The organism is Nannocystis pusilla, from assembly GCF_026626665.1.
Lineage (GTDB): Bacteria > Myxococcota_A > Polyangia > Nannocystales > Nannocystaceae > Nannocystis > Nannocystis pusilla.
Map to the genome: position 1 here is coordinate 11750998 of NZ_JAPNKE010000002.1, position 22216 is coordinate 11773213.

24 protein-coding genes and 6 pseudogenes are annotated in these 22216 nt (G+C 71.9%); 14 read left to right on the forward strand and 16 right to left on the reverse strand.

Annotation, left to right across the window (positions count from 1 at the left end; genetic code table 11):
* Nucleotides 1-215: 215 nt before the first annotated feature.
* Nucleotides 216-659: a DUF2239 family protein gene (locus OV079_RS52200; protein WP_267778143.1), complete on the forward strand. Its 444-nt coding sequence runs from the start codon at nucleotides 216-218 to the stop codon at nucleotides 657-659.
* Nucleotides 660-780: 121 nt separating this feature from the next.
* The gene (locus OV079_RS52205; RefSeq protein WP_267778144.1) at nucleotides 781-1038 is read left to right on the forward strand and encodes a GIY-YIG nuclease family protein; all 258 of its coding nucleotides are present in this window, start codon (nucleotides 781-783) and stop codon (nucleotides 1036-1038) included.
* A gap of 58 nt (nucleotides 1039-1096) precedes the next feature.
* Here OV079_RS52205 and OV079_RS52210 read toward each other — a convergent pair whose 3' ends face one another.
* The 4 genes and pseudogenes from OV079_RS52210 to OV079_RS52225 all read right to left on the reverse strand — a co-directional run.
* Complete coding sequence (locus tag OV079_RS52210) at nucleotides 1097-1321, reverse strand: hypothetical protein (protein WP_267778145.1); 225 nt, start codon at nucleotides 1319-1321, stop codon at nucleotides 1097-1099.
* A 160-nt stretch (nucleotides 1322-1481) separates the two neighbouring features.
* Nucleotides 1482-1754: a hypothetical protein gene (locus tag OV079_RS52215; protein WP_267778147.1), complete on the reverse strand. Its 273-nt coding sequence runs from the start codon at nucleotides 1752-1754 to the stop codon at nucleotides 1482-1484.
* Between the two features lie 376 nt (nucleotides 1755-2130).
* Entirely contained in the window at nucleotides 2131-2694 is a 564-nt protein-coding gene (locus tag OV079_RS52220; RefSeq protein WP_267778149.1) for an FAD-dependent monooxygenase, read from the reverse strand.
* Between the two features lie 163 nt (nucleotides 2695-2857).
* Nucleotides 2858-3856: pseudogene (locus OV079_RS52225) on the reverse strand (helix-turn-helix domain-containing protein); the annotation flags it as partial.
* Here OV079_RS52225 and OV079_RS52230 point away from each other — a divergent pair.
* The 3 genes and pseudogenes from OV079_RS52230 to OV079_RS52240 all read left to right on the forward strand — a co-directional run bounded on the left by OV079_RS52230 (nucleotide 3830) and on the right by OV079_RS52240 (nucleotide 5911).
* Nucleotides 3830-4309, forward strand: a complete 480-nt coding sequence (locus OV079_RS52230; RefSeq protein WP_267778151.1) for a GNAT family N-acetyltransferase — start codon at nucleotides 3830-3832, stop codon at nucleotides 4307-4309. The pseudogene OV079_RS52225 and the gene OV079_RS52230 sit on opposite strands and share 27 nt — an antisense overlap.
* Before the next feature lie 505 nt (nucleotides 4310-4814).
* Nucleotides 4815-5421 (forward strand): annotated as a pseudogene (locus tag OV079_RS52235) (NAD(P)-dependent oxidoreductase).
* Between the two features lie 10 nt (nucleotides 5422-5431).
* Nucleotides 5432-5911, forward strand: coding sequence for an SRPBCC family protein (locus OV079_RS52240; RefSeq protein WP_267778152.1), 480 nt, complete (start codon nucleotides 5432-5434; stop codon nucleotides 5909-5911).
* Between the two features lie 24 nt (nucleotides 5912-5935).
* Here the strand turns inward: OV079_RS52240 and OV079_RS52245 are convergent, their stop codons facing one another.
* The 4 genes and pseudogenes from OV079_RS52245 to OV079_RS52255 all read right to left on the reverse strand — a co-directional run bounded on the left by OV079_RS52245 (nucleotide 5936) and on the right by OV079_RS52255 (nucleotide 7203).
* On the reverse strand, nucleotides 5936-6106 hold the full coding sequence (locus tag OV079_RS52245) for a hypothetical protein (RefSeq protein ID WP_267778153.1): 171 nt from the start codon (nucleotides 6104-6106) through the stop codon (nucleotides 5936-5938).
* Between the two features lie 160 nt (nucleotides 6107-6266).
* A pseudogene (locus tag OV079_RS60290) lies at nucleotides 6267-6650 on the reverse strand (cytochrome P450); the annotation flags it as partial.
* Nucleotides 6557-6976, reverse strand: a complete 420-nt coding sequence (locus tag OV079_RS52250; RefSeq protein WP_267778154.1) for a cytochrome P450 family protein — start codon at nucleotides 6974-6976, stop codon at nucleotides 6557-6559. The pseudogene OV079_RS60290 and the gene OV079_RS52250, both read right to left, overlap by 94 nt.
* A 5-nt stretch (nucleotides 6977-6981) precedes the next feature.
* The gene (locus OV079_RS52255; protein WP_267778155.1) at nucleotides 6982-7203 is read right to left on the reverse strand and encodes a hypothetical protein; all 222 of its coding nucleotides are present in this window, start codon (nucleotides 7201-7203) and stop codon (nucleotides 6982-6984) included.
* A gap of 422 nt (nucleotides 7204-7625) precedes the next feature.
* Here OV079_RS52255 and OV079_RS52260 point away from each other — a divergent pair, with 422 nt between their 5' ends.
* Both OV079_RS52260 and OV079_RS60295 read left to right on the forward strand, forming a co-directional pair.
* Complete coding sequence (locus tag OV079_RS52260) at nucleotides 7626-8384, forward strand: hypothetical protein (protein WP_267778156.1); 759 nt, start codon at nucleotides 7626-7628, stop codon at nucleotides 8382-8384.
* Entirely contained in the window at nucleotides 8384-9280 is an 897-nt protein-coding gene (locus tag OV079_RS60295; RefSeq protein WP_420829610.1) for a DUF7305 domain-containing protein, read from the forward strand. The genes OV079_RS52260 and OV079_RS60295 overlap by 1 nt, the downstream gene beginning before the upstream one ends.
* On the opposite strand, the pseudogene OV079_RS52265 reads toward OV079_RS60295, so the two are convergent.
* Nucleotides 9222-10026, reverse strand: a pseudogene (locus tag OV079_RS52265) (helix-turn-helix domain-containing protein). The gene OV079_RS60295 and the pseudogene OV079_RS52265 sit on opposite strands and share 59 nt — an antisense overlap.
* A 35-nt stretch (nucleotides 10027-10061) precedes the next feature.
* Here OV079_RS52265 and OV079_RS52275 point away from each other — a divergent pair.
* From OV079_RS52275 to OV079_RS52290, 4 genes are all read left to right on the forward strand, one after another.
* Nucleotides 10062-10499 carry a nuclear transport factor 2 family protein gene (locus tag OV079_RS52275; RefSeq protein ID WP_267778158.1) on the forward strand — a complete coding sequence of 146 codons (438 nt, stop codon included), beginning with the start codon at nucleotides 10062-10064 and terminating at the stop codon, nucleotides 10497-10499.
* A gap of 172 nt (nucleotides 10500-10671) precedes the next feature.
* Nucleotides 10672-11127: a hypothetical protein gene (locus tag OV079_RS52280; protein WP_267778160.1), complete on the forward strand. Its 456-nt coding sequence runs from the start codon at nucleotides 10672-10674 to the stop codon at nucleotides 11125-11127.
* A 172-nt stretch (nucleotides 11128-11299) separates the two neighbouring features.
* Complete coding sequence (locus tag OV079_RS52285; protein ID WP_267778162.1) at nucleotides 11300-11728, forward strand: hypothetical protein; 429 nt, start codon at nucleotides 11300-11302, stop codon at nucleotides 11726-11728.
* Between the two features lie 13 nt (nucleotides 11729-11741).
* The gene (locus OV079_RS52290) at nucleotides 11742-12140 is read left to right on the forward strand and encodes a hypothetical protein (protein WP_267778163.1); all 399 of its coding nucleotides are present in this window, start codon (nucleotides 11742-11744) and stop codon (nucleotides 12138-12140) included.
* Nucleotides 12141-12371: 231 nt separating this feature from the next.
* Here OV079_RS52290 and OV079_RS52295 read toward each other — a convergent pair whose 3' ends face one another.
* Nucleotides 12372-13628, reverse strand: a complete 1257-nt coding sequence (locus OV079_RS52295; protein WP_267778164.1) for a citrate synthase family protein — start codon at nucleotides 13626-13628, stop codon at nucleotides 12372-12374.
* 95 nt (nucleotides 13629-13723) lie between these two features.
* On the opposite strand from OV079_RS52295, the pseudogene OV079_RS52300 reads away from it, so the two are divergent.
* Together OV079_RS52300 and OV079_RS52305 are read left to right on the forward strand one after the other, a co-directional pair.
* A pseudogene (locus OV079_RS52300) lies at nucleotides 13724-14816 on the forward strand (citrate synthase).
* A 147-nt stretch (nucleotides 14817-14963) separates the two neighbouring features.
* Nucleotides 14964-15632 carry a hypothetical protein gene (locus OV079_RS52305; protein ID WP_267778165.1) on the forward strand — a complete coding sequence of 223 codons (669 nt, stop codon included), beginning with the start codon at nucleotides 14964-14966 and terminating at the stop codon, nucleotides 15630-15632.
* A 92-nt stretch (nucleotides 15633-15724) separates the two neighbouring features.
* Here OV079_RS52305 and OV079_RS52310 read toward each other — a convergent pair whose 3' ends face one another.
* The 3 genes from OV079_RS52310 to OV079_RS52320 form a co-directional block, all read right to left on the reverse strand.
* Nucleotides 15725-16480, reverse strand: coding sequence for a hypothetical protein (locus OV079_RS52310; RefSeq protein WP_267778167.1), 756 nt, complete (start codon nucleotides 16478-16480; stop codon nucleotides 15725-15727).
* A 79-nt stretch (nucleotides 16481-16559) separates the two neighbouring features.
* Entirely contained in the window at nucleotides 16560-17033 is a 474-nt protein-coding gene (locus OV079_RS52315; protein ID WP_267778168.1) for a hypothetical protein, read from the reverse strand.
* A gap of 254 nt (nucleotides 17034-17287) precedes the next feature.
* Complete coding sequence (locus OV079_RS52320; RefSeq protein ID WP_267778169.1) at nucleotides 17288-17872, reverse strand: hypothetical protein; 585 nt, start codon at nucleotides 17870-17872, stop codon at nucleotides 17288-17290.
* A 281-nt stretch (nucleotides 17873-18153) separates the two neighbouring features.
* Here OV079_RS52320 and OV079_RS52325 point away from each other — a divergent pair, with 281 nt between their 5' ends.
* Nucleotides 18154-18462: a hypothetical protein gene (locus OV079_RS52325; protein WP_267778170.1), complete on the forward strand. Its 309-nt coding sequence runs from the start codon at nucleotides 18154-18156 to the stop codon at nucleotides 18460-18462.
* A gap of 312 nt (nucleotides 18463-18774) precedes the next feature.
* Here the strand turns inward: OV079_RS52325 and OV079_RS60300 are convergent.
* From OV079_RS60300 to OV079_RS52335, 3 genes and pseudogenes are all read right to left on the reverse strand, one after another.
* A pseudogene (locus tag OV079_RS60300) lies at nucleotides 18775-19053 on the reverse strand (group II intron maturase-specific domain-containing protein); the annotation flags it as partial.
* Entirely contained in the window at nucleotides 18936-19943 is a 1008-nt protein-coding gene (gene ltrA / locus OV079_RS52330; RefSeq protein ID WP_267778171.1) for a group II intron reverse transcriptase/maturase, read from the reverse strand. The pseudogene OV079_RS60300 and the gene ltrA, both read right to left, overlap by 118 nt.
* Nucleotides 19944-20779: 836 nt before the next feature.
* Nucleotides 20780-21895 (reverse strand): ADYC domain-containing protein, encoded by a 1116-nt coding sequence (locus OV079_RS52335; protein WP_267778173.1) that lies wholly within the window; start codon nucleotides 21893-21895, stop codon nucleotides 20780-20782.
* Nucleotides 21896-22216: the final 321 nt, after the last annotated feature.

A 22216-nucleotide genomic window follows, 5' to 3' on the forward strand; every position in this document is an offset into this window, starting at 1 on the left:
CCGGAGCGCCGCTCCTTGCGAGGCTCGGTCCCGTCTCGAAGGGGCAGCGCTACTCGCGCGGAAATTTTCACCCGGGTAATATTGACCGGGATTATTTCCCGGGTATTATTGCCGCGTGACCTCGGAGCGCACCTACACGGCGTTTTTGCCGGCGTTCGCCGGCTCGCCTCCAGCAGCGCCCGGGAGGTGCTGCGGCGCCTCGGCGAGGTCGGCCCGTGCGACGGGCCCGTCCTCGTGTTCGACGACGCCAGCGGGCAGCAGGTCGAGCTTCGACCGCGGGCTGGCCGAGGAGCCGCCGGCGCGCCGGTCCCGGGCGCCCGAAGCTGGGCGTCGTCTCGCGCGAGGTCTCGCTGCTGCCGCGGCACTGGGAATGGCTCGAGCGGCAGCCGAGCGGGATCTCGGCGGCGCTGCGCCGACTCGTCGAGGAGGCGATCCGGCGCGACCCGGACGAGGAGCGGGCCCGCCTGGCGCGAGAAGCGGCGCACCGGGTGATGACCGCGCTCGCCGGCGATCTACCCCATTACGAGGAGGCCGCGCGCGCCCTGTTCGCGCGCGACTCGCAGCGCTTCGCGCAGCAGATCCGCCGCTGGCCCGCGGACATCCGCGATCACCTGGCGCGCATGGTCGAAGGCGCATTCCCCCCCGGAGACGAATCATGACCGCTTCCACGCCGAGCCGGACCCGCGCAGAGCGAAGCGAGATTACCGCGAGCAGCCGCGGCGCGCCGGCATCTATGTCATTCGCAACACCACGAGCGGCAAGCTGCTGCTCGGCAGCAGCATGAACTTGCAAGGTCCGCTGAATCGCCACCGCTTCATGCTGTCGATCGGGGCCCATCCGATCCGCGCTGCAGGAGGACTGGCGGCGCCTCGGGCCGGAGGCGTTCAGATTACGATCGCCGAGGTGGTGACGCCGCAGGACGAGGAGGCGGGTCCGCACGAGGACGAGCTGTGGCTGCTGGAGCAGGTGTGGATCGAGCGGACCTCGCCGTTCGGCGAGAACGGCTACAATGTCCACACCCGGATCCGCGACGCCTGAGCGGGCGACGGCGCGAGCGTGCATTCGAGCGACCCGGTGACGCGGCGGTGCGGCGGCCTTACTCGTCCTCGTCGATCGCCGCTGCGGCGGGCCGGATCTCGTCGTCGTCGAAGCGCTCGCTCAGCACCCCGTCGGTGAACACGCGCAGGTGGGTGAACATCCCCCCGCAGTTCAAGGTCCGGGTGCGAGCCTCGCAGCAGTCCCGGCAACCCTCGTACACGAGCCAGCCGAGCGCCCCGTAGGTGTCGGCCTCCTTGCATTCGCGGGTCGGCATCACGAACATCGCGCATTCGTCCGCGGCCTCGTGGACGATGGTTCGGAGTCGAACGGCTCGAGCTCGTCGTATCCGAGCTCCCGCAGCTGCGCCTCGAACGCCGATCGACTCGGGTCATTCATGGCACGAGGCGTATCGGCGCCGGTGGGGGGCCGTCAACGCTCGCGCGTCACGCCGCGACGATGTCGAGCTCCGTCAGGGCGCCGGGGCGGAGCAGCCGCCGCAGCACCGGCGCGACCGGGCTGTTGCTCAGGCGAATGATCGTGGCGCGGAGGATCCGCTGCAGCTCGCCGGCGGGCGTGAACAGCTGCCGCATCGTCGTCGCGGTCTGCTGCAGGCTGGCGGTGAAGGGGCGCAGCTTCGCCTCCCACTCGCGCAGCGCGCGGGGCAGGTCGTGAGGGTGCTGCGCGAGCATGTTGCCGAGCAGCTCGGCGCCCGCCATCCGGTCGAGGCGCCCATCCCCGAGTACAGGGTCAGGCACCACGCCGCGTCGCCGAGCAGCACGACGCGGCCCTGGTGCCACCGCTCCATGCGGACCTGCTCGACCGAATCGAACAGGCGCTCGTCCGCCGCCGCGTAATCGTCGAACAGCTGGCTCAGCATCGGCCCGGCGGGCTCCGGGCCGAACGCCGCGCGCACCGAATCGATCGCCGGCCGGCGAAGCTGCGCCGCGACGTCGTCCACGCGGTACGAGAACAGCACGGTGGGGTTGCGATTCACGAACGGGAACACCCACGCCGAGCGGCCCGCCTCGGCGAGGACGAGGCCGTCGCTGGTCCGGTGGCCGTCGACGGGCCGCTGCAGCACGCAGGCGCCGATCATGTATTCATCGGCCGCAGGAACGCCTCGTGCGGGCCGAAGACCAGCCGGCGGACGGTCGAGCGCATCCCGTCCGCGCCGACCACGAGGTCGAAGCGCTCGGTCGTGGTCGCGCCGGTCGTCGCGTCGCGCATCGTCACGTCGACGCCGCGATCGTCCTGGGCGATCGCCACGGGGCTCGTGGCGAAGCGGACCTCGACGTCCGCCGGCAGCGCCGAATAGAGCGCGTTCTCGACGTCGCCCCGCAGCACCAGCCGCGGCCCGCCGGGCAGGTCGGGCAGGCCCATCCCCTTGCGTTTGCGACCGCTGCGATCGATCTCGAACGTCTGGACCGGCGGGCCCAGACGATTGCCCACCGCATCGAGCACGCCGAGCCGGGCCGCGGACGCCACGCCCGTGCCGAACAGGGCCACCGCGTAGCCGCCGCGGCGCCGTCCGGGGGCGCGCTCGAGGATCACTGGTTGCCAGCCGAGCCGGTGCAGCCGCAGGGCCGTGGCGATGCCGCTGATCCCGAGCCCGACCACCAGGACGCGCGGGCGGCGTGTCGTTGCGCTGTTCGTCATGGGGCCGAGGGTAGCGGCCGACCACGCCCGCCAGCGCGCGGCTTGGCGGAGAAATCGGCGCGGATTGGGGTCGCCGGGCGGGGCGATCACGGCGCGGCGCGCCGGCGTCTCGCCAGCCGCGCGGCGTCACGTCGTGGGTGCGGCGAAACACGCGAATGAAATGAGTGACATCGGCGTAGCCGACCGCATTGGCGATAGTCTCGACGCTCTCGTCGGTGTCGCGCAGGCGCCGGCGCGCCTCCGACATTCGGTGCGCTCGCAGCCAGTCGCTGACGGTCAACCCGGTCTCCTGGCGGATGGCGTTGGCCAGGTGCGACGGCGTGCGGCCCACCGCCGAGGCCACGTCCTTCAGCGAGAGGGGCTCCAGGCAGTGCGCCTCGATGAAGGCGAGGGCGTCGCGCACGATCCCGCCGACCAGCGGCGACGCAGCGGGCGTGCTCCTGCAGCTCGCGCACGAGCTCCGCGAGCAGCAGGACGAGCCACGCGTGCGCGGCGTGCTCCGCGGCCCACTTGCGCTCGCGCAGCTCCGCCGCCATCTCGGCGACGAATTGCTCGATTCGCCGGAGTCGGGCCGGCTCGGGGCGCAGGCGCAGCAATCCGCGGAGCAGCAGGCTGCGCGCCGGAGCAGGCCCCGCCTCCCCGCGGATCCGCGGCTGGCCCGGCCACAGCGGCGGTCCGAGGGCGCGGAGCAGCAGCGGATCGACGCTGACGATCCAGCCCTCGAGATCGGCGACCTCGAGCGGCTGGTGCTCCACCTCCGGGACGAGGTGGACGTCGCCGGCCCGCAGCTCGACCGTCTCGAGGTGTCGTCCTCGCCCGCGGCCCGCAGTGAACACGAAGATCGTGAAGAAGGTCGAGACGAGCGGGCCGGTCGGCGGCGGCGGTCCGCTCGGGACGCGAGTGACGTGGAGGCGCATGTCGCCCGCGCCCATCGCGTCGAGGGTGATGACCTGCGGAGGCCGCCGCGGGGGAGGGCGAGGCACGGAGCGACGAGTGTTACCCGATGTCGCGGCGCGACGGAAACGGCGAGCGACGAGCGGACGCGGACGGGCTGGCTCCGTGCGGCGCGCGGGGCGACGACGGCGGCTGCGAGGTCGCCTTGGCGCGTCCCGCCCGCGCTGATACCGTGGATGAGATGAAGATCGTTCGACTCGAGGCGCACGAGGGGGAGCGGCTGCGAACGGTGCGGCTGGCGGCGCTGGGCGACGCGCCCGACGCGTTCGGCGGCACGCTGGCCGAGGCGGCGGTCCGCCGCGCAGACGAGTGGCGGCAGCAGCTCGTCGAGCTGCCGACCTTCGTCGCGGAGCTCGCGGGGCGCGACGTCGGGATGGTCCGCGCGGTGCGTCACAAGGTCGAGCTCGACACCGGCGAGCTCCTGTCGATGTGGATCGCGCCGACCGCTCGAGGACAGGGCGTCGGGGATGCGCTCGTCGACGCCGTGGTCGCCTGGGCCCGCGCCGAGGGGCTGCGCCGGCTCGTGCTCGAGGTCGGTGACGCCAACGCCGCGGCGATCGCCCTCTACGCCCGCAATGGATTCGTGCCGACCGGCGTCACCGGCTCGCTGCCTCCGCCGCGTATGCACATTCGCGAGCACCAGCGCGCCCGCGAGCTGTGAACCCGGCCGACGTGCCGCGATGGCGGCTCGCGGTGAATCACTGCGCCATCTCCGGCACGTGTCACGGCTCGCCCGAGCGTCACGAGAGCGGCGCTCGCCGGAGCACGCCACGACGCGCCGGCCGGAGCGGGCCCGAATCACGCCGGGGGAGCAGGTCGTCGTGGTAGGATCGAAGCGGCCGGCCATGGCGATCGAGATCCTGCAGACCCGCCCGCTCCTCGCGTCGTGTGAACGCGCGCTGGCCCAGCGCTACACGGTGCACAAGCTGCATGAACAGGCGGACCCGCAGGCGTGGCTCGCGGCTCACGGGGCGCGCATTCGGGCCCACGCCGGCTCGGGCGTGCAGGCGGCGCTGATGGACCGCCTCCCCAACCTCGAGATCATCGCCGGCTTCGGCGTCGGCGTCGACAATATCGACATCAGCGCCGCCAGGGCCCGCAATATCCGCGTCACCAACACGCCCGACGTGCTCAACGACGCGGTGGCCGAGCTGACGATCGGCCTGATGATCTCGCTCGCGCGACGGATCCCGCAAGGCGATCGATTCGTACGCGCCGGCAAGTGGGCGGGCGGCAGCTTCGGCCTGTTCTCCGAGCTGACCGGCAAGACGGTCGGGATCGTGGGCCTCGGCCGGATCGGCAAGGAGATCGCCGCGCGCTCGGGCCATGAAGATGCGCGTCGTGTACCATGGCCGCCGCCCGCAGCCGGGCGTGCCGTACGTTTACTACGACGCGCTCGAAGCCATGGCCCGCGACAGCGATTGGCTGGTGCTCGTCGCTCCCGGCGGAAAGGACACCGAGCGCATGGTCTCTCGCTCCGTGCTCGAAGCTCTCGGCCCCGAGGGCATGCTGGTCAACGTCGCCCGGGGCTCGCTGGTCGACGAGCCCGCCATGATCGAACTCTTGCAGAGCGGCGGCCTCGGTGGCGCCGCGCTCGATGTCTTCGAGCACGAGCCGCAGGTGCCCGCGGCGCTGCTCGGCCTCGACAACGTCGTGCTCTCGCCGCATCAGGGCAGCGCCACGCGTCGGACCCGCGACGCCATGGGGGCGCTGCTGGTCGCCAACCTCGACCGGCACTTCGCCGGAGAACCGCTGCTCAGCGCGGTGACGTAGGCCGAATCCCATGCCGATCATCGAGCTGGTCACGCCGATCCGCGCCCCGATCGAGCGCTGCTTCGACCTCGCGCGCAGCGTCGACGTCCACCTCGCCGGCGCGGGCGAGACCGGCGAGCGCGCGGTCGCGGGCGTCGTCCGCGGCCTCCTCGGCCCGGGCGACGAGGTCACCTGGCGCGCGCGTCACTTCGGCGTGTGGCAGCTGCTGACCAGCAGGATCACCGAGTTCGAGCGTCCGCGCCGCTTCCGCGACTCGATGGTGCGCGGCGCGTTCGCCCGCTTCGACCACGACCACCTGTTCGAGGCCGACGCCGACGCCACGGTCATGCGCGACCGCTTCGACTTCACGTCGCCGCTCGGCCCGCTCGGTCGAGTCGCCGACGCCCTGATCCTCACCCGCTACATGCGCGGCTTCCTGGTCGAGCGCAATCGCGTGCTGCGGGCGATCGCGGAGTCGGATCGGTGGCGCGAATTCCTCGCAGACGGATGAACGCAGGGCACGCAGCTTTCCTGATCAGGGCGACGCTCGACCTGCGCAGCCGTGGCCCGTGCTCGACTCGGGCGCGTCCCAGGCGACCTCGAGCGCGACGAGGCCGCGGAACATCACGACCTGCCGGAACTTCAGCGGCTCGTCGCCGGCGAGGCGCAGGCCCGGCAGGCGCGAGGCGAGCACGGAGAGCCCCACGCGCCCCTGCAGGCGCGCCAGCGCGGCGCCGAGGCAAAGTGCACGCCGCGACCGAAGCCGAGGTGCTCGCCGACGTCGGCGCGCTCGGGGTCGAAGCGCAGGGGTCCGCGATCACGCGCTCGTCGTGATTGGCGGACCCGAGCGCCAGGAACACCCGCGCGCCTGCCGGGATCGTGACCTCGCCGAGCTTCACCTCGACGCGAGCGACGCGGGTCGTCCCCGGGACCGGGCAGTCGCGGCGCAGGGTCTCCTCGACCACGGCGGCCGCCCGCGACGGCTCGCGCACCAGCGCCGCGAGCCGGTCCGGGTGCAGGAGCAGCAGCCGTACCGCGTTGCCGAGCAGGTCGGTGGTGGTCTTGTGGCCCGCGAACACGAAGGTGGTCGCGTGGGTGACCGCCTTGATCATGTCGAGCTGCCCGCCCGGGTCCGTCGACGCCTGGATGATCGTCGTCAGCAGGTCGGTCGACGGTTCGCTCGCTCGCGCGCTGACGAGGTCGGCGAGGTGATGTTGCATCGCCACCACGCCTCGGCGGCACGCACCCATTCGTCGGTGGGCAGCTGACCGCCCATGAACAGGCGCGCGGCGTCGTCCGCCCATTGACCGAACTTGCTGGCGTCGGCCTGCGAGATGCCCAGGATGCCGGCGATCACCGCCACCGGCAGCGGGCCGCAGAAGCGCGTCATGAGCTCGGTCCGACCGTCGGCGACGAAGCCATCGACGAGGCCGTCGGCCAGCGCGACGATCGTATCCTCCAGCGCGGCGATCCGGTCGGCGGTGAAGGCCGCGTTCAGCTTGCGCCGCACCGCGGTGTGCTCCGGCGGGTCGAGCTGGACGATCGAGCCGGTCCGCGGGAAGCCCTTGCGCATCACCGCCATCACCTCGGGCGGCGGCTCTCGACGCTCGTGGTGGCGACCCGCGAGGAGAAGCGGTCGGTGTCGCGGAGGATCGCCGCGACGTCGGCGTGCCGGGTGACCACCCACATGCCCAGATCTTCGCAATAAAAGATCGGCTCCTCGGCGCGCGCCCGGGCGTACCGCGAGTAGGGGTCCTGCTGCACCTCGGGCGAGAAGAAAGAGAAGGCGGGGCGCTCGGTCATCGCCGCCGCAGCGTACGCGCGCAGCGACTGCGGATTCAAGGGCGCACGCTCGGACGTTCACCGGCCGATACGCGTGCTCGTCCTCGTGCTCGTCGGATGCGTCGTCGAGGAACTCGTGGTGCGGCACCGAGGACGGTTCTTAGCCGATCGTCCTCGAGACGACGCATGAGCCCGCCGCGGTGGTGAGCGACGCGTCCGCGCGCCGAGCGATCGCGGCCGCGCTCCGGCGCCATCGATCTGCGCGCGACCGCGGCCCGATCACACTCACCGCGAAGCGCAGGTCGCCGATATGTAGACTCGACGCCCCGATATCATTCCGAACCTCTCGCCGTCGTGACTGCGTTTTGTGTCCGCCGACACATTTAATCGGCGGGCGCCTCGAGGCCGTATTGCGGACGACGCGGACGTGATAGGGTGCCGTCATGGTCGTACGTAATGGTTGGGGTGTGTTCTGTCTGGCCGCCGCGCTCATGGCGTGCGGGGACGGCGGTGCTGGCGAATCGGCGGCGGGGAACGGCACGGACGCGACGGGCGGCCCCGGCGACACGACTCAGGGCTCGCCGACGACCGGCGCACCATCGACGCTATCCGACACCGGTTCCGGCAGCGCCAGCGAGTCGGACGGCAACGCCGAGACCACCCCGACCACCGGCCCCGCCGCGACGACCACCGACACCGGCGACACCAGCACCGGGACGGTCGGCACGACCTCGGTCGGCACGACCTCGGTCGGCACCACCGGCGATACCACCTCGGCCGACACCGACACCGGCGATTCGACCACCGGCGAGCCCGACTTCTGCGCCGGCGAGGGCAGCATCCTGCTGCCCGGCGAGACCGACAAGTGCACCGGCGACCTCGGCGAGAACACCTTCACCTTCGCCCTGTGCTCCTGTACGAACTTCACGACCGCCGGCGTCTTCACGGTCGACGCGTTCAACAGCAACGACAACGTGCCCCAGCCGCTCCACGGCGGCTCGGTCGGGATCAACGGCAACTATACGACCGTCGCGCTCGCCGACATCGGCGGCACCCTAGGGTCGACGGCAAGGTCAGCACCGTGGCCGCCCACGAGGTCGGCGAGATCTTGCAGTGCGGCGGCGACGTCTCGGCCACCGTGCTCAGCCACGTCAACGAGGACGCGTTCGTCGAGGGCAACATCGGCGGCCTCCTCCCGCTGATGACCATCGACGGCGACCTGCACCAGCCGGTCGGCAAGGTCAACGCCGGCGCCAACGTGCTCGGCCAGACCATCAAGGGCCCGGTCTCGGTCGCGACCCCGTGCGATTGCAGCAACCCGATCGACATCGCCGGCATCGTCGAGGGCTACAAGGAGGACAACGACAACGAGCTCGCCGGCATCGAACCCGACGAGCTCGCCGACCTCGTCCTTCCCAAGGTGATCGAGCTGCCCTGCGGCGTCTACTTCTTCACCGACATCGAGCACCTGCTGGCCCTCAAGATCAAGCTCACCGGCCGCACCGTCATCGCCGTCCAGGGCGACCTCACCAGCATCGGCCTGTTCGACTTCGAGCTCGGCCCCGACGCCGAGCTCGACCTCTTCATCAAAGGCAACGCCTCGTTCGCCGACATCGCCACCATCGGCGACACCGAGCGGCCCGCGGCGTTTCGCATGTACGTCGGCGGGGTCGTCACCTTCGCCAGCCTGTTCACCCTCGGCGGCAACCTCTACCAGCCCCACGCCGTGTTCAACGCCGGCGGCCTCGCGGAGATTTGGGGCTCCCTGTTCGTCGGCGGCATCAACCTCGTCGGCGCCTTCGCCATCCACTACGACGAGGCCATCCTCGACATCGACGGCTGCGAACCCCCGGGCGGCGCGTGCTTCGACGGCGACGACTGCGGCAACCCGACCCCGACGTGCAAGCAGGGCGAGTGCGTCCCTGCGAGACCAATGAGGACTGCGGCCCGCCCCTCACCTGTCAGCCCGGCGGCGTGTGCTTCCCGCTCCCCGGCTGATCGAGCGCCACTCCGGCGAATCCGACGACTCGGCGGAACCGTCAGAGGTCGGGCCCGCTCGCGTGGCGGGTCCGGAACGATCCACGGCCGGAGCTCGTGAAGTAGGCGGCGTCTCCTCGTCCGCCGGGTAGTACGATTCGATGGCGATCTCGTCCAGCGTGATGTCCATGGGGGTGCCGAACGTGGTGATGGTCGAGAATAGGCGCAGCTCCCTGCCGTCGACGCGGACGATCATCGGCAGCACGACGTTGGATTCGACCGTCCGGCCCGGCGCCTCCTCGGGGTCGGACGCCAGCAGCTCGTAGAGCGCGAGGAGCTCGGCGTCGGGGGCGGCCGCGAGCTGGCGCGCGATCCGGGAGCGGAACACCGCGCGCACGTCGGTCAGATTGACGACCAGCGAGGCGAGCCCCCGTGGGTCCAGCCCCAGCCGCACCAGGTTGACCGGCGGCCGCAGCAGGTCGGGGGCGACGTGCGCGAAGAACGGGTCGACGGCACGGTTGGTCATCACGATGTTCCACCGGCGATCGAAGACCAGCGCCGGATATGGCTCGTGCGCGCGGAGGACCCTCGCGACCGCGTCCCTGGCCGCCGACAGCGCGTGGTCGTCGAGCGGCCGCTCGGCGTACCGAGGTGCGAAGCCCGCGGCGAGCAGCAGCCGGTTGCGCTCGCGCAGCGGACGCCGAGCTGCTTCGCCAGCCGGAGGACCATGTCGGCGCTCGGGTTGGATTTGCCGGTCTCGACCAGGCTGACGTGACGAGGCGAGACGTCGGCGGCGAGGGCGAGCTCGAGCTGGCTGAGCCGCCGGCGATGCCGCCACTGCCGCAGGAGTTCCCCGATCGTGTTCACGCCCGTCGAGAGTACCCGTCCTGGAGCGGAGCGCCATGAAATCGGAGTTCATCGACAACCGTCGCGGCCGCGGAAACACTGCGTCCATGACCATGGAAAACAAGGACATCGTCGAACGGGCGCTGGCGAAGCTGATCGAGACCGGCGACATCGACACGCTCGAACCGCTGCTGAAAGCGGACTTCGTCCACCACCGGCCGGACTCGACCTCACGGACCCGGGCGGAGTGGCTCGCCGCGGCGCGACCGGTGCCGATGGCCGAGATGCAGGTCGAGATCCGGCACATGCTGGCCGCAGGCGACCACGTCGTGATGTACTCGAAGCGCCGGCTTCCCGGCGCCGGTCCGGGGATCGCGGTCGTCGACATCTGGCGGTTCGAGGACGGGCTCATCGCCGAGGGGTGGGAGATCATCGAGCCAGTGGCCCAGGCAGCCGTCAACTTCGGGTGGTGGAAGTCCCGCGCGTCGCCCTGATCATGGTCCCGGCCGAATGACGAGAGGAGACGTTCTTGCCCGCGGCGACGTCGGCCTCCGTGCGGCCACTTAAGCCGCATCACGAACAATTAAGCGCCTTCACGACAGATTTAAGCCGCTCTCCCGCGATGCGCTCCGTTCGTGCCCGCGACGATCCGGTTAGGCTCGCGGAATGTCCACGCATGACCAAGTGGTGGTTTTATCCCTCGCCACGCTGGCCGCCTGCGGCCCGTCCGCCGCTGGCTCGACCGGGAGCAGCGGCGAGGCTCCGACCGGCGAGCCGACGACCGAGACGCCGCCGAGCACGACCGAGACGCCGCCGACGACGACCGACGACGGCACGACGACGACCGACGCCACCACCGGTGGCACGACCGAGGCGGACACGACCACCGGCGAACCCGGCTCCTGCGCCGTCGTCCAGGGCGATCACGTCGCTGTCTGCCGCGCCCCCGATTGCGCGATCACGGTCGACCTCGAGATCCGGTGCAACGACCACGACTTCGCGTCCCGCGGCGTCGGCGTCGCGCCGGCCTCCGACGGGACGTGGTACGTGGCTGGCAGATACTTCTCTCCGCGCAGCTGTTCCGCGCCGACGTCGACGGCGCCGAGCCGATCACCGGCGTGATCGACGGCTACATGGACAGGACCTTTTTGATGACGCAGGGCCCGACGGCGCGCCGCACATCGGCGTCGACGCCCAGGGCCCGAACTGGGAGGGCGGGCTGCACTACCTCACGCGCATCGACGGGGCGTGGACCGACACGCTCGTCCCCGGCGCCGAAGAATTCCTCGTCGACGTGAAGGTCGACAGCCAGGGCCGCCCGCACGTGTTCTTCGACGCCGAGGACTACAGCGCGGCCGTGCTCGACGGCGGCACTTGGACGACCCACACCCTCGCCGTCCCCGGTTCGGCGCCTCAGTTCGTGCTGGGCCCGGACGACGACGAGATCGCCGTCGCGGTGTCCGAGCAACAGCTGCAGGCGCTCGTCGGCGACCAGACCGTCGAGCTCGGCTCGAGCTTGCCGGTCGGTACTTTTTACTACCAGGCCGCGAGCGCCGCGGGGCTCGACCGTCGCCGCCGCGCTGCAGCTCGGCGACGAGCTCGAGGTCGCGTGGTGGCCCGATCCCGCGGCAGTTGCGATCCCGGGCACCCAGGGCCTCGTCGACGCCTGCCCCAGTGTCGAGGTCGACGACCCCGACGCCGTGTGTCCGGGTCCGTGCCATGACGGCGGCGCCGGCATGGTCGCCAACGCCTTCGCGTTCGCCCGCTCGGCCGACGGCGTCGGCTGGCTCGCGTGGATCGTCACCAACCGCGACATCGACGTCCACTACGAGTTGGTGGACTTCGAGGGCTCCCTCCTCTGCCAGGCGATCGGCGACAGCGGCGACACCGTCGACGTGCTGCACCTCGCCCGCGTCCCGCTCGACGGCGACGCGCCGGCCGAGGTCCTCGCCTTGCCGCTCCCTGACCCCGCGCAAGGCGCGTTCACCGGGTTCCCCGGTCGCCCCGTCGGCCCGGTCGTGCTCGAGGCCTTCGGCAGCGACCTCGCCCTCGCGCTGCGCCTGCGCATCGATTCGGAGATGACGCAGTTCCCTTACGCACGGCTCTTCCGCATCGACACGACCAGGCTTCCGTAACTTCCGCGCGTTGTCGCCGAGCTTCTCGATCACCTCGGCCCGGACCTGGCGGTACACGTCCTCGTTGAGCACGCCCTTCTGCGCGCTGCGGAACAGCTTGACGTCGTAGGTGCTCCACTTGAACCACAGGAACCGGTGCTCGTGCCGGTTGGCGCGCCGGCGCGCGGCGACGGCCCGCGAGGCCGCCGAGCTCAGCGAGCGGGCGCGCCGTGTGACGCTCGCTGTCGCATGTTACGGGCCGACGTAGCGGGCGCGCGGGCGCAGGAGGAAGCCGGCGGCGCGTTGTTCGAAGGCGTGGGCCACCCAGCCGGCGGCGCGGCCGACGGCGAAGATGGCGACGGTGGTGCGCGGGGGCAGGCCGAGCGCGGCGCCGAGGGCCACCAGGCCGACGTCGAAGTTGGCCGGGTCGCGGCCGGCGTCGCGCATGGCGGCGACGATCGCCAGCAGCGTGCGGACCTTCGGGTTGCGCGGGGCGTGCTCGGCGGCGGCGGCCAGCATGGCGGCCGCACGCGGGTCGCCCTCGGGGTAGAGCGGGTGGCCGAAGCCCGGGACCTCCTCGCCGCGGCGGGCTCGCTCCTGCACGACCGCGCGCGCGTGCTCGGGCTTGCCGACCTCGGTGACGAGCGCCTCGACCCGATCGGCCATGCCGCCGTGGCGCGGGCCGGACAGGGTGGCCAGGCCGGCGCTGACGCAGGCGTACAGGTCGGCGCCGGCGGAGGCGGCGACGCGCACCGCGAAGGCGGAGGCGTTGAGCTCGTGGTCGGCGGAGAGGACCAGGGCGCGGTCCATCACCCGGCGTGCGCGCGGGCCGGCGGGGGCGCCGAGCGAGACCAGCAGGGCGCCGGCGACGTCGGGCTCGGCGAGCGCGGGGCGGACCTGGTCGATGGCGAGGCCCGCCCCGGCCAGCGCCGCCATGCGCACGAGCAGGGCGCGGGCGCGGACGAGCTCGGGGCCGGGGGCGGGGTTGTAGCGGTCGGGGTCGGCGGCGCCGAGGGCCGGCACGGCGAGCGCGAGGGCCACGAGCGGCGGGGCGCCGTCGGGCAGCAAGGCGGTGAGCGAGGGGAGGCGCAGGCCGAGGCCGGGGCCGGGCCACCGCGGGGCCTGCTCGGGCAGCGCGCCCGACCACAGCAGCTCGGCGACCGCCTCGAACGTGCTCGCCGCCGCCAGCTCGACGGCAGGGCGCCCGCGGTAGCGCGGACCGGCGGCGTCGATCGCCGTCAGCGCCGACTCGAGCACCGGCTCGCCCCAGCGCAGCGCGCCGGCGGCCACCGGGCCGTGGCCCGAGCGGGCGTCGCTGCGGGCCTTGAGCCGCTCGAGGTCCTCGCGGCTGTACCGGCGCTCGCGCCCGGGGCCGCCCGGCTCGCTGCGCACGAGGCCGCGGCTGGCGTAGGCGTAGAGGGTGGCCCGCTTGACGCCGAGCAGCGCGGCGGCGTCCTTGCCGCTCAAGAAGACGGCGTCCTCGTCGTGCGCGTCGCGGCCTGCGGTCATGGTGTCACTGTGGTGATATCAAGCGAATGATGGATTGTCGAATCAACGTTGATCAACGTTGTCCGCCGGCCCAAGCTCCTGGCCAGGAGGAACGCATGGATACGACGGTGACGAGGAGCGGTCTGGACGGCGTGGTGGTGGCGGACACGCGGCTCAGCGAGGTCGACGGCGAGCGCGGACGGCTGATCGTGGCCGGCCACGACATCGAGCGCCTGGCCGGCCGGGTCTCCTTCGAGGCGCTCGCGGAGCTGCTGTGGACCGGCGCGCTGCCGCAGGCCGCGGCGGCCGAGGCGACCCGCCAGGCGCTGGCCGAGGGCCGGGCGCGGGCGTTCGCGCGGCTGAACGCCGACGAGCTGGGGCGCTTCGCCGACGGCATGGACGCGCTGCGGGCGGCGATGGCCCGGCTGAGCGCCGACGACGGCTTCGACGCGCCGGCGAACCTCACCGGCGCGGTGGCGGTGTACGCCGCGGCGTGGGCCCGCGTGCGCGCGGGCGGGCAGCCGCTCGCGCCCGACCCGGCGCTGCCCCACGCCGCCGATACCCTGCGCATGCTCACCGGCGAGGCGCCCGACCCGGCCCGCGTGGCGGCCCTGGAGGCCTATCTGGTGACGGTGGCGGATCACGGGATGAACGCGTCGACGTTCGCCGCGCGCGTGGTGGCGTCGACCGGCTCGGACGCGGTGTCGGCGATCGTGGCGGCGATCGGGGCGCTGAAGGGGCCGCTCCACGGCGGCGCCGGGGCCGGTGCTCGACATGCTCGACGCGATCGGCGAGCCGGCCGGCGCGGCGGGGTGGATCGAGGCGGAGCTGGCGGCAGGCCGCAGAATCATGGGGATGGGCCACCGGATCTACCGGGTCCGCGATCCGCGAGCGGCGGTTCTCGAGGCGGCGCTGGCCCGGCTCGAGCGAGCAGGGGTGTCGAACGGCCGGCTGGCGCTGGCCCGCGCGGTCGAGCGCGCGGCGGAGGGCGCCCTGAAGGCGAAGTACCCCGACCGCCCGCTGGCCGCGAACGTCGAGTTCTACACGGCGGTGCTGCTCGACGCGGTCGGCCTCGATCGCGCCGCGTTCTCGCCGACGTTCGCCGCCGGCCGCGTCGCCGGCTGGTGCGCCCACGTGCTCGAGCAAACCGCGACGGGCCGGCTGATCCGCCCGGCGTCCCGCTACGTCGGGCCGGCGCCGCAGCAGTGATCGCGGATCGCTGCGACGAGCGGCGAAGGAACGTCGCCGGGCGCCGCGGGGAGATCACAACAGCAGGTCGCCTCGCGCTCGCGCGGGTGGGCGAGGCGACTCGTGGGGCGGCGCTCGATCGCGTAGGATGCCGCGCGAGGAGCATTGATGACCGACACGCAGAAGCCGAAGCTCGGACGATCCTGGCAGGCCGAAGAAGTCACGATCGAGGAGATCCGCGCGCTGACCGAGGGCTTCGCCGACGCGGCGCCGCTGTTCGAGGACGACATGGTCGACGGCGCGGTCTACGACATCGTGGTGGTGGACGGCGATCTCCACGTCGACGGCGATCTCGACACGTTCAAGCACGGCCTGATGGGCCTCGTGGTCCGCGGCTCGCTGCGCGTCGAGGGGCTCTACGAGGACACGGACGATCCGGCGTGCGGGGTGTTCGTCCTCGGCGACATGACGGCCAGGCGGGTGATCACGACCGGCACCCTGGGCGTCGCGGGCACGCTCACGGCGACCGAGGCGCTGGTCGGTTTTTACAACGACTACGGGGCGACGATCGGCAGGGACGTCGTGACGCCGCTGTTCCACCCCGAGAACCATCATTTCAACATCCGCGGCAACCTCGAGGCGAAGGCGGTCGTCGGCTACGGGGCGGAGTATCGCGTGCCCGCTGCCCTCAAGGCTCGGGTGCAGGCGCTGGTGCCGAAGAACCTGCGCGAGGTCCTGGTCGACGAGGTCCTGCGCGGCGAGGCGGACGAGGAGATCGAGCTCGACAACACGAAGCTGCGCGAGCGAGTGGCGAAAGGCCTGCCGGTCCTGCGCTGATTTCACGCGCTCGATCGGAGGTCGCCCGGCCGGCCGCGAAATGGCGAGCCGCCGGGCCCACGGCGCTCGATTCGAGCGTGAACGCGAGCGCCTCAATCCTGCCAGTAGAACAGCAGGTCGTGGACGCACAGCGGGTCGCGGCGGCCGAAGAAGTAGACGTGGAGGCCGGTGACCTCGTAGCCGCCGAGCGGGGGATCGATGACGTAGAAGCCGGCCGCGACCAGGGCGTTGCGAGCGCGGCGGTCGTCGTCGTCGAACCAGGCGAACGGCCCGAGCGCGCTGATCGAGACGCTGCCCCCATCGAAGTCGATGTGGTAATAGGTGCCCTCGCCTTGATTGTGTATTTCGCCGGCGGAGCGCGGGGGCCGGGGCGCGAGGCCGGCGGCTGCGAGGGCGGCGTGGGCCTGCGCGAGCAAGGTGGGCTCGTCCGGCGCGACGAACGGGAGGACGGCGGCCTCGAGCAGCCAGCGCGGATCGGTCTGCCGCTGGCCAGGGGCGTACGCGGTGGCGATGGCCCGGCGCACGTCCTCGGGCACGCCGGGCAGCGGCACGCGGGGGCCGCCGAGCGAGCGCCAGGCGTCGCCGATGTCGCGGCCGCGGCCGTGGAGGACGCACAGCGCCCACAGGCACGCGCCGGCCGGACCGCGCGGGCACTCGTCGCCGGTCCAGGCGGTCGCGGCGGGGCCGTGCGCGGCGACGACTTCCCACAAGACCGCGTCGGCGAGCGACGAGCCGATGAGCAGCAGATGCGCCTGGCGGGCGACGATGACGTCGGCGTCGGCGAGGGCGGGGACAATGTCGCCACCTGACCTTCGAGCAGGCGCACGCCGAGCAGCCGGCGCTCCCACGTTTCGGCGGCGAAGGCGAGGGCGGGCAGGTCGGCGGCCTCGAGCGCGGCGAGCGCTGCGTCGAGGCCGGCCGCGGCGATCAAGACGTCGACGGCGGCCTCGCCGGCGAGCCGCCGGTGCGTCCATGGATCGGCGGCGAGCCCCGCGAGCTGCGGCGCGGCCGAGGCGTCGCGCAGGCGCGCGCGGGCGAGCAAGATCGCCGGCGACATGTCGTGACCGACCTCGGACTGCGAGCGGCGCGCAACCACTCGAGCAGCTCGCCGGCGTGCGGGCCGAGCTCGGCGTCGCCGAGGGCCTCGAGGATCGCGCGGCGCACCTCGGCGACGTCCTTCACGTCGCGGACCCGGGCGATCAGGCGGGGCACGCCCGCAGGCGGGACGCGGCCGCGGAGGGCGAGGGCGCACGGCCGGCGCCGCCACCAGGTCTCGCGCGGATCGCAGACGAGATCGAGCAACTCGTCGGCGGGCTGCCGGGCCAGCCGCGCGACGAGCTCGGGCGAGGCGTCCGGGGCGGGGATGTACCCGACGAGTCGGCGGCGAGCGGAGTTCCACATGCGGCGATGGTCTCTTCGGAGAGAAGTGTCGTGGAGGCGGGAGGGGGTCGCACGCGAGATGCGAGACCGGGTGGTGATTCGCGATGGCGGAGCAGCCGGGGCGATGAGATGTCCGTTCGGACAGAGGACCGAGGCGAGCGGCGCGAGCATCGAGCGCTCGGCGGCCGGAGCGAGGAGCCGTGAATGGGGCGACCTGGGCGACCCGCGGTGCGTCTCGTGATGCGTCCCAGGCTCGTCGCCGCGGCGCGTGGCTTTCAAAGACCTGTCCTTTCGGATAGGTTGGGCAAGTGCAGCGGGGCGATCACGGTGCGGGTCGTCAGCACCGCCCAGCGCGATCGCTCCTGCTTGGGGTCCGGGATCGTGGCGACCACCCAGAGCTCGCCGCGGTCGAGCGCCAGCACCTGTTGCGGCACCAGCGGCTCGGGCCCCGGGGGCGGCGGCTGCGGGGCGCCGGGCAGGGCGGCGACCGGCTTGCCGGGGGCGTCGACCGGCGCGAGGGGGACCGCCTCCCAGGGGGCCGAGCCCTGGGGGCGGCGGTGCAGGCCGCGATCGTTGACGAGCCACAGCGTCCCGTCGGGCGCCTCGGCCAGCGAGGTGATGCAGCCGCCTTCCGGCTGGGGGAACGGCTGCCATGTCCCCTGGGACATGTGATCGAGGGCAGGTTGGCCGGCGATCACGCAACGGTACGCGTACAGCCCTGCGGGGTCGCGGCCGACCACGAAGGCCGCGACCTGGAGGCCGCGCTCCGGCGGGGGCGGCAAGGCGGTCCACTCGCGGGCTCCGGGCGACCAGCGGTGGATCGAGGGCGTGAACGCGGACGCGATGCCGACCACGATCACCGACCCATCGGCGAAGGTGAGCAGCCGATCGGCGACGAGTCCTTCGGCGCCTCCGGCCAGGGCGGCGGGGGCCGTCGTCGAGGCGGTCGATCGACGTCTGCTGCGCCGCGGCGAGGTCGCCGCCGAGCATCGGATCGTCGACGCGTCCGCGCAGGCCGAGCAGCGCGCCGTCCTGCGCGACCGCGAAGTCGCTGTAGTACGCGAGCATCGGCGGGGCGCCGGCGAGCGGCGCGTCGACCCACCGGCGGTCGCGCCAGCGCTTCACCACGTACGTCATGCCGGTGCGCGTGAAGCTGACCACGGCGCTGACGAAGGCGTGGTCGGGCCAGCGGCCGCCCACGGCCGTCACCCACGCGTTCGGCCAGCCGCGCCGCCACTCGCTCGCGCTGTGCAGCGGGGCGTCGCCGAGCGCCAGCGCGAGCACGCCGCGGCCGTACACGGCGACGCTGCCGTCGGCCAGCGGGCGGACCGCGAGCGCCTCGTCGGACACGGCGGCGAGCTGCAGCATGCGGCCCGTGTGGTCCATGTCCTTCGGGACAGGTTGCAAGTCGCCCGGGGGCGGCTCCGAGATGTCCTCGGAGACAGGTTGAAGCGGGGTGCAGGCGCCGACGAGCGCGCAGGCGAGGGCGAGCCGGCGAGCGAGCATTGGTAGATCCTATGACTTTCTGGGCGGTGCACCGCCCCGAGGTTGCCCAGGACCCCCCTGTCAAACCGTGCGTGCGGTTTTCCCGCACACGGCTTACCGACGGTCTTGGAGGAGTGGCATGCGCCGGGTAGCGCACGGTCGTGCGGAGCCTGTGGAGGCCCATCTCGTAGAGGCGTTCTGCGGGCCACTTGTTCGGCCAGAAACGCGACCGCTGTCCACCGCGTCGCCACAGCCAGCGCACGACTCTCTCGCGCACGTAGTGGTCGACCTGGGTGAATTTCTTGTCGGCGTTACCGGTCTTGAAGTAGTTGCCCCACCCGCGCAGCACCGGGTTGAGGGACGCCATGATCTCCTTCACGTCCTTGGCCCGGTTGCGCTGCACGGAGGTCAGCGCGTGGACTTTCTCGCGGACACGCTTCATGGCGCGCGGCGAGGGCCACCGCTGCATGAAGTGGTACTTCGGTAGGCGCTGGATGCTGCGCCGCTTGCGGAAGGTGCAGCCGAGGAAGTCGAAGCTCCCACGGCCGTACCGCATGTCCACCAGGCGCGTCTTGTCCGGGTGCAGCTCGAGCCGCAGTCGCGCGAGGATTCTCGCGCCTTCTGCAGCGCCGCCTTCGCCGTGGACTCCCTGCGACACATGAGCACGAAGTCGTCGGCGTAGCGCACGAGCAGCCCGAGGTGCGAGCCCTCGGCCTCCCACGCGCGGTCGAAGGCGTGCAGATAGATGTTGGCCAGCAGCGGCGAGATCACGCCGCCCTGGGGCGTCCCCGCGATCGTCTCGCGGGTCTTCCAGTCCTCCATCACACCTGCTTCGAGCCACTGACGGATCAGCTTCAGCACCCGCCGATCCGACACACGCTCCTTCACCAACTCGATCAAGATATTCTGGTCGATGTTGTCGAAGAAGCCCTGGATGTCCGCGTCGACGATGAAGACGTGGCTCTGGTTGCCGGCCTCGCGGACGACCTCCATGGCCTGCTGCGCGCTCCTCTCCGGACGGAAGCCGTGGCTGCACGCCAGGAAGTCCGCCTCGAAGATCGGTTCCAGCACGATCTTCGTCGCCGCCTGCACCACTCGATCCCGTACCGTCGGGATCCCGAGCGGTCGCTGCCCCCCGTCCGCCTTCGGGATGTACTGCCGCCGCACCGGCTGCGGTCGGTAGCGTCCCTCACGCAGGTCGGCCGCGAGCTCGCCGAGCCACTTCGTGACCCCCGTCTGCTCGATCGCCTCGATGGTCACCCCATCGACGCCGGCCGCCCCGCGGTTCCTCCGCACACACTTCCACGCTTCCCACAGGACGTCATCCCTGTGGATCCGGTCGTACAGCGCGTGGAAGCGCCGTGTCTTGCTCGACTTGGCACACTCCCCAAGCTTGCGCTGAAGTTCTCGTACTTTCTCTTTGGGGTCGTTGGGCCTGCAGGCCATGCCCTCGCACTTACCCTCAGCGTCAAGCGCGACCGAAGCAGGGGTCCTTCCCTCCACGGCGTTGTCCGCCGCTTCGCAGGTACTACGACCCCTCGGACTCCCTCCTGGCACGACAGGATTTCACGCTCTGCGCTTATACCGGCCGCTTTACCCGACGTAGGTCGCCAGGGAGGGTCTCTCCTGTTCCGCACCGTTCCTTCACTACGTGCCGCCGCCACTACCCCGGGGAGGTCCAGCGCACATTCCGGAACCGACACGCTGTCCGTCGCCTTCGCCCTGACATGACGGGCTCGGCCCTCCCGAACACTCTCGGCTGATGATCTGACGAGGCTTGCTCGGCGTTCACTACGCGTTGCGGCCCGCAGCTCCGCTCCCTGTCGCAAGGGACAGGCTTTCGACACCCTGCTCGGGCCTCGAGGATCTCTCCTCGGACCTGGGGTCTGCTTCCGGGCGCTCCGGCGCTTACCCGGGCGGGACTCTCACCCGCTGAAACGGTGCAGCATGACGCGGCCGCGCCGCCCCCTTCGGGGCCGAGCTCGTCCGCGTCTTCAGGACGCACCATGGGCCGACGCTACCACGGAGCGGAGCGCGGGGTCGCCCGGCGCGCGGCGAGCTCGCGGAGCGCTCCGAGGCGACGAGCCGTGCGATCCGGGCGCCCGCATCGCAACGAGGAGGCGAGGAGGACCGCTCGGTCGAGAGGATGCGCCCTCGCATCGCAACATGGATGCGAGGGCCGTCGCGCGATCGCGAGGATGCGCGGCGAGCCGGGAAGGCCGGTTCGCCGCGCATCGTCGTATCGAGTCGGCCCAGGCGGCTCGCAGGAGCGGCGACCTGGATCAGTTGTGGACCTTGACCCCGAGCACGCCGAACTCGGCGACCTTGGTCGCGGTGTTGCAGTGGGGCAGGGCGGACCAGCCGGACAGGTTCGTCACCGGGTTGAGGTACTCGCGGTGGACGCCGGTGGCGAGCGCGCCGCCGCGGCAGCTGGCGCCGGTCGCCGTGTAGGCGCCCTCGATCTGCCAGGCCGGATCGGCGGTCCAGGTGAACAGGCCGCCGATCGGGTCGTGCGGGGAGATCAGGTTGCCGGGCTCGGTTTGCGGCTTGTTGTCGTGCCAGGCCATCCACATGCGCAACATCGCCGTGCGCTGGCTGGCCTGGAGGCCGCGGTACATGCCGGGCTCGTAGAAGACGTTGAGCCGGTACTGGCCCTTCGACACCGCGCCGTTGATGCAGCCGTTGATGAAGGTGCCCGGGGCGAGGTCGATCGTCGGGCCGCCGACCGCGGTGTAGCCGAGCGAGACCTCGTGGTTCAGGACCGAGCTGAAGCGGTACGCCGCGCCGAGAGTGCCGCCCTCGTCGTTGTCGGGGCACGTGTGGTACCACCCGGAGCCCTTCGTCGTCTCCGGATAGAGCTCGTCGTCGTAAGGCTCGACGTCGGTGACGAACGTGTAGCGGCACATGGTCATCTCGGGCCGGTACTGGCCCGGCTCGCACTCGGCGTCCTGGATCTTCAATCGGCCGGTGAACGCCGGCTCGCTCGGGTCGTGCGGCGTGACGAGGAGGTTGAACACCGCGCCCTCGACCCATTCGCCGTCGATCCAGCCGAACGTGCCGAGCTTGAGCTTGAGCTGGCCGTCTTCCTTGACGTCGATCTCGGTGATCGCCCGCGGGATTGCGTCGTGAAGCCCGGTGCCGCCGGTGATCCGGATCTCCGCGGAGTAGTTGGCGGCGTCGACGTTGAGCGCCTCCTTGAGGTTCGACATCGGGTGGTCGCCGATCAACGAGGTGTTGCCCAGCACCGGCGGGGGGCAGTCGGAGCCTTCACAACGGAAAGCGGTGCCGACGCCGAAGTCGTCGAAGTCGTCGAACTCGCCCGCGCGCGGCTCGTCGCAGCCGACGGCGAGGGTGAGGGTGGAGGCCAGGAGGAAGCAGGAGTTCTTCAGCTTGTTCATGGTAGTGCCCGAACTACACCCGGCAGGTGACCGCCGCCGGGCGTTCAATTGGCCCCCGCGCGAAAGTTTTCTCGCCTCGCCGAAAACCGCGGCAAGCCGCCCCTGCGCCGCGTCTTCGCCGTCGCATCGGCGAGCTTCTCATGGCAGTCGTCCGGCGCGGACCGCGGGCGTGCGCGAGGTCCGATGCGCGGCCGCCATCCCCGTCGCGCGTGACCTGATCGAGCGTCGGCGACGACGGGCCGGGCGCCACGTGGCCATCAAGATCAGCCACACTGTCGCGGTCGATCGTTGCGATGGCCTCCCTCGAGACAGACGCGGACA

Excerpts from the sequence above, each read along its gene's own strand:
- OV079_RS52255 (WP_267778155.1), bottom strand. The coding sequence starts at position 7,203 with ATGACCGAGCGCCCCGCCTTCTCTTTCTTCTCGCCCGAGGTGCAGCAG.
- OV079_RS52240 (WP_267778152.1), top strand. The coding sequence starts at position 5,432 with ATGCCGATCATCGAGCTGGTCACGCCGATCCGCGCCCCGATCGAGCGC.
- OV079_RS52335 (WP_267778173.1), bottom strand. The coding sequence starts at position 21,895 with ATGAACAAGCTGAAGAACTCCTGCTTCCTCCTGGCCTCCACCCTCACC.
- OV079_RS52315 (WP_267778168.1), bottom strand. The coding sequence starts at position 17,033 with ATGTGGAACTCCGCTCGCCGCCGACTCGTCGGGTACATCCCCGCCCCG.
- OV079_RS52205 (WP_267778144.1), top strand. The coding sequence starts at position 781 with ATGAACTTGCAAGGTCCGCTGAATCGCCACCGCTTCATGCTGTCGATC.
- OV079_RS52260 (WP_267778156.1), top strand. The coding sequence starts at position 7,626 with ATGGTCGTACGTAATGGTTGGGGTGTGTTCTGTCTGGCCGCCGCGCTC.
- OV079_RS52275 (WP_267778158.1), top strand. The coding sequence starts at position 10,062 with ATGAAATCGGAGTTCATCGACAACCGTCGCGGCCGCGGAAACACTGCG.
- OV079_RS52220 (WP_267778149.1), bottom strand. The coding sequence starts at position 2,694 with ATGACGAACAGCGCAACGACACGCCGCCCGCGCGTCCTGGTGGTCGGG.
- OV079_RS52210 (WP_267778145.1), bottom strand. The coding sequence starts at position 1,321 with ATGTTCGTGATGCCGACCCGCGAATGCAAGGAGGCCGACACCTACGGG.
- OV079_RS52230 (WP_267778151.1), top strand. The coding sequence starts at position 3,830 with ATGAAGATCGTTCGACTCGAGGCGCACGAGGGGGAGCGGCTGCGAACG.
- ltrA (WP_267778171.1), bottom strand. The coding sequence starts at position 19,943 with ATGGCCTGCAGGCCCAACGACCCCAAAGAGAAAGTACGAGAACTTCAG.
- OV079_RS52215 (WP_267778147.1), bottom strand. The coding sequence starts at position 1,754 with ATGGCGGGCGCCGAGCTGCTCGGCAACATGCTCGCGCAGCACCCTCAC.
- OV079_RS52280 (WP_267778160.1), top strand. The coding sequence starts at position 10,672 with ATGTCCACGCATGACCAAGTGGTGGTTTTATCCCTCGCCACGCTGGCC.
- OV079_RS60295 (WP_420829610.1), top strand. The coding sequence starts at position 8,384 with ATGACCATCGACGGCGACCTGCACCAGCCGGTCGGCAAGGTCAACGCC.
- OV079_RS52305 (WP_267778165.1), top strand. The coding sequence starts at position 14,964 with ATGACCGACACGCAGAAGCCGAAGCTCGGACGATCCTGGCAGGCCGAA.
- OV079_RS52295 (WP_267778164.1), bottom strand. The coding sequence starts at position 13,628 with ATGACCGCAGGCCGCGACGCGCACGACGAGGACGCCGTCTTCTTGAGC.
- OV079_RS52290 (WP_267778163.1), top strand. The coding sequence starts at position 11,742 with ATGGTCGCCAACGCCTTCGCGTTCGCCCGCTCGGCCGACGGCGTCGGC.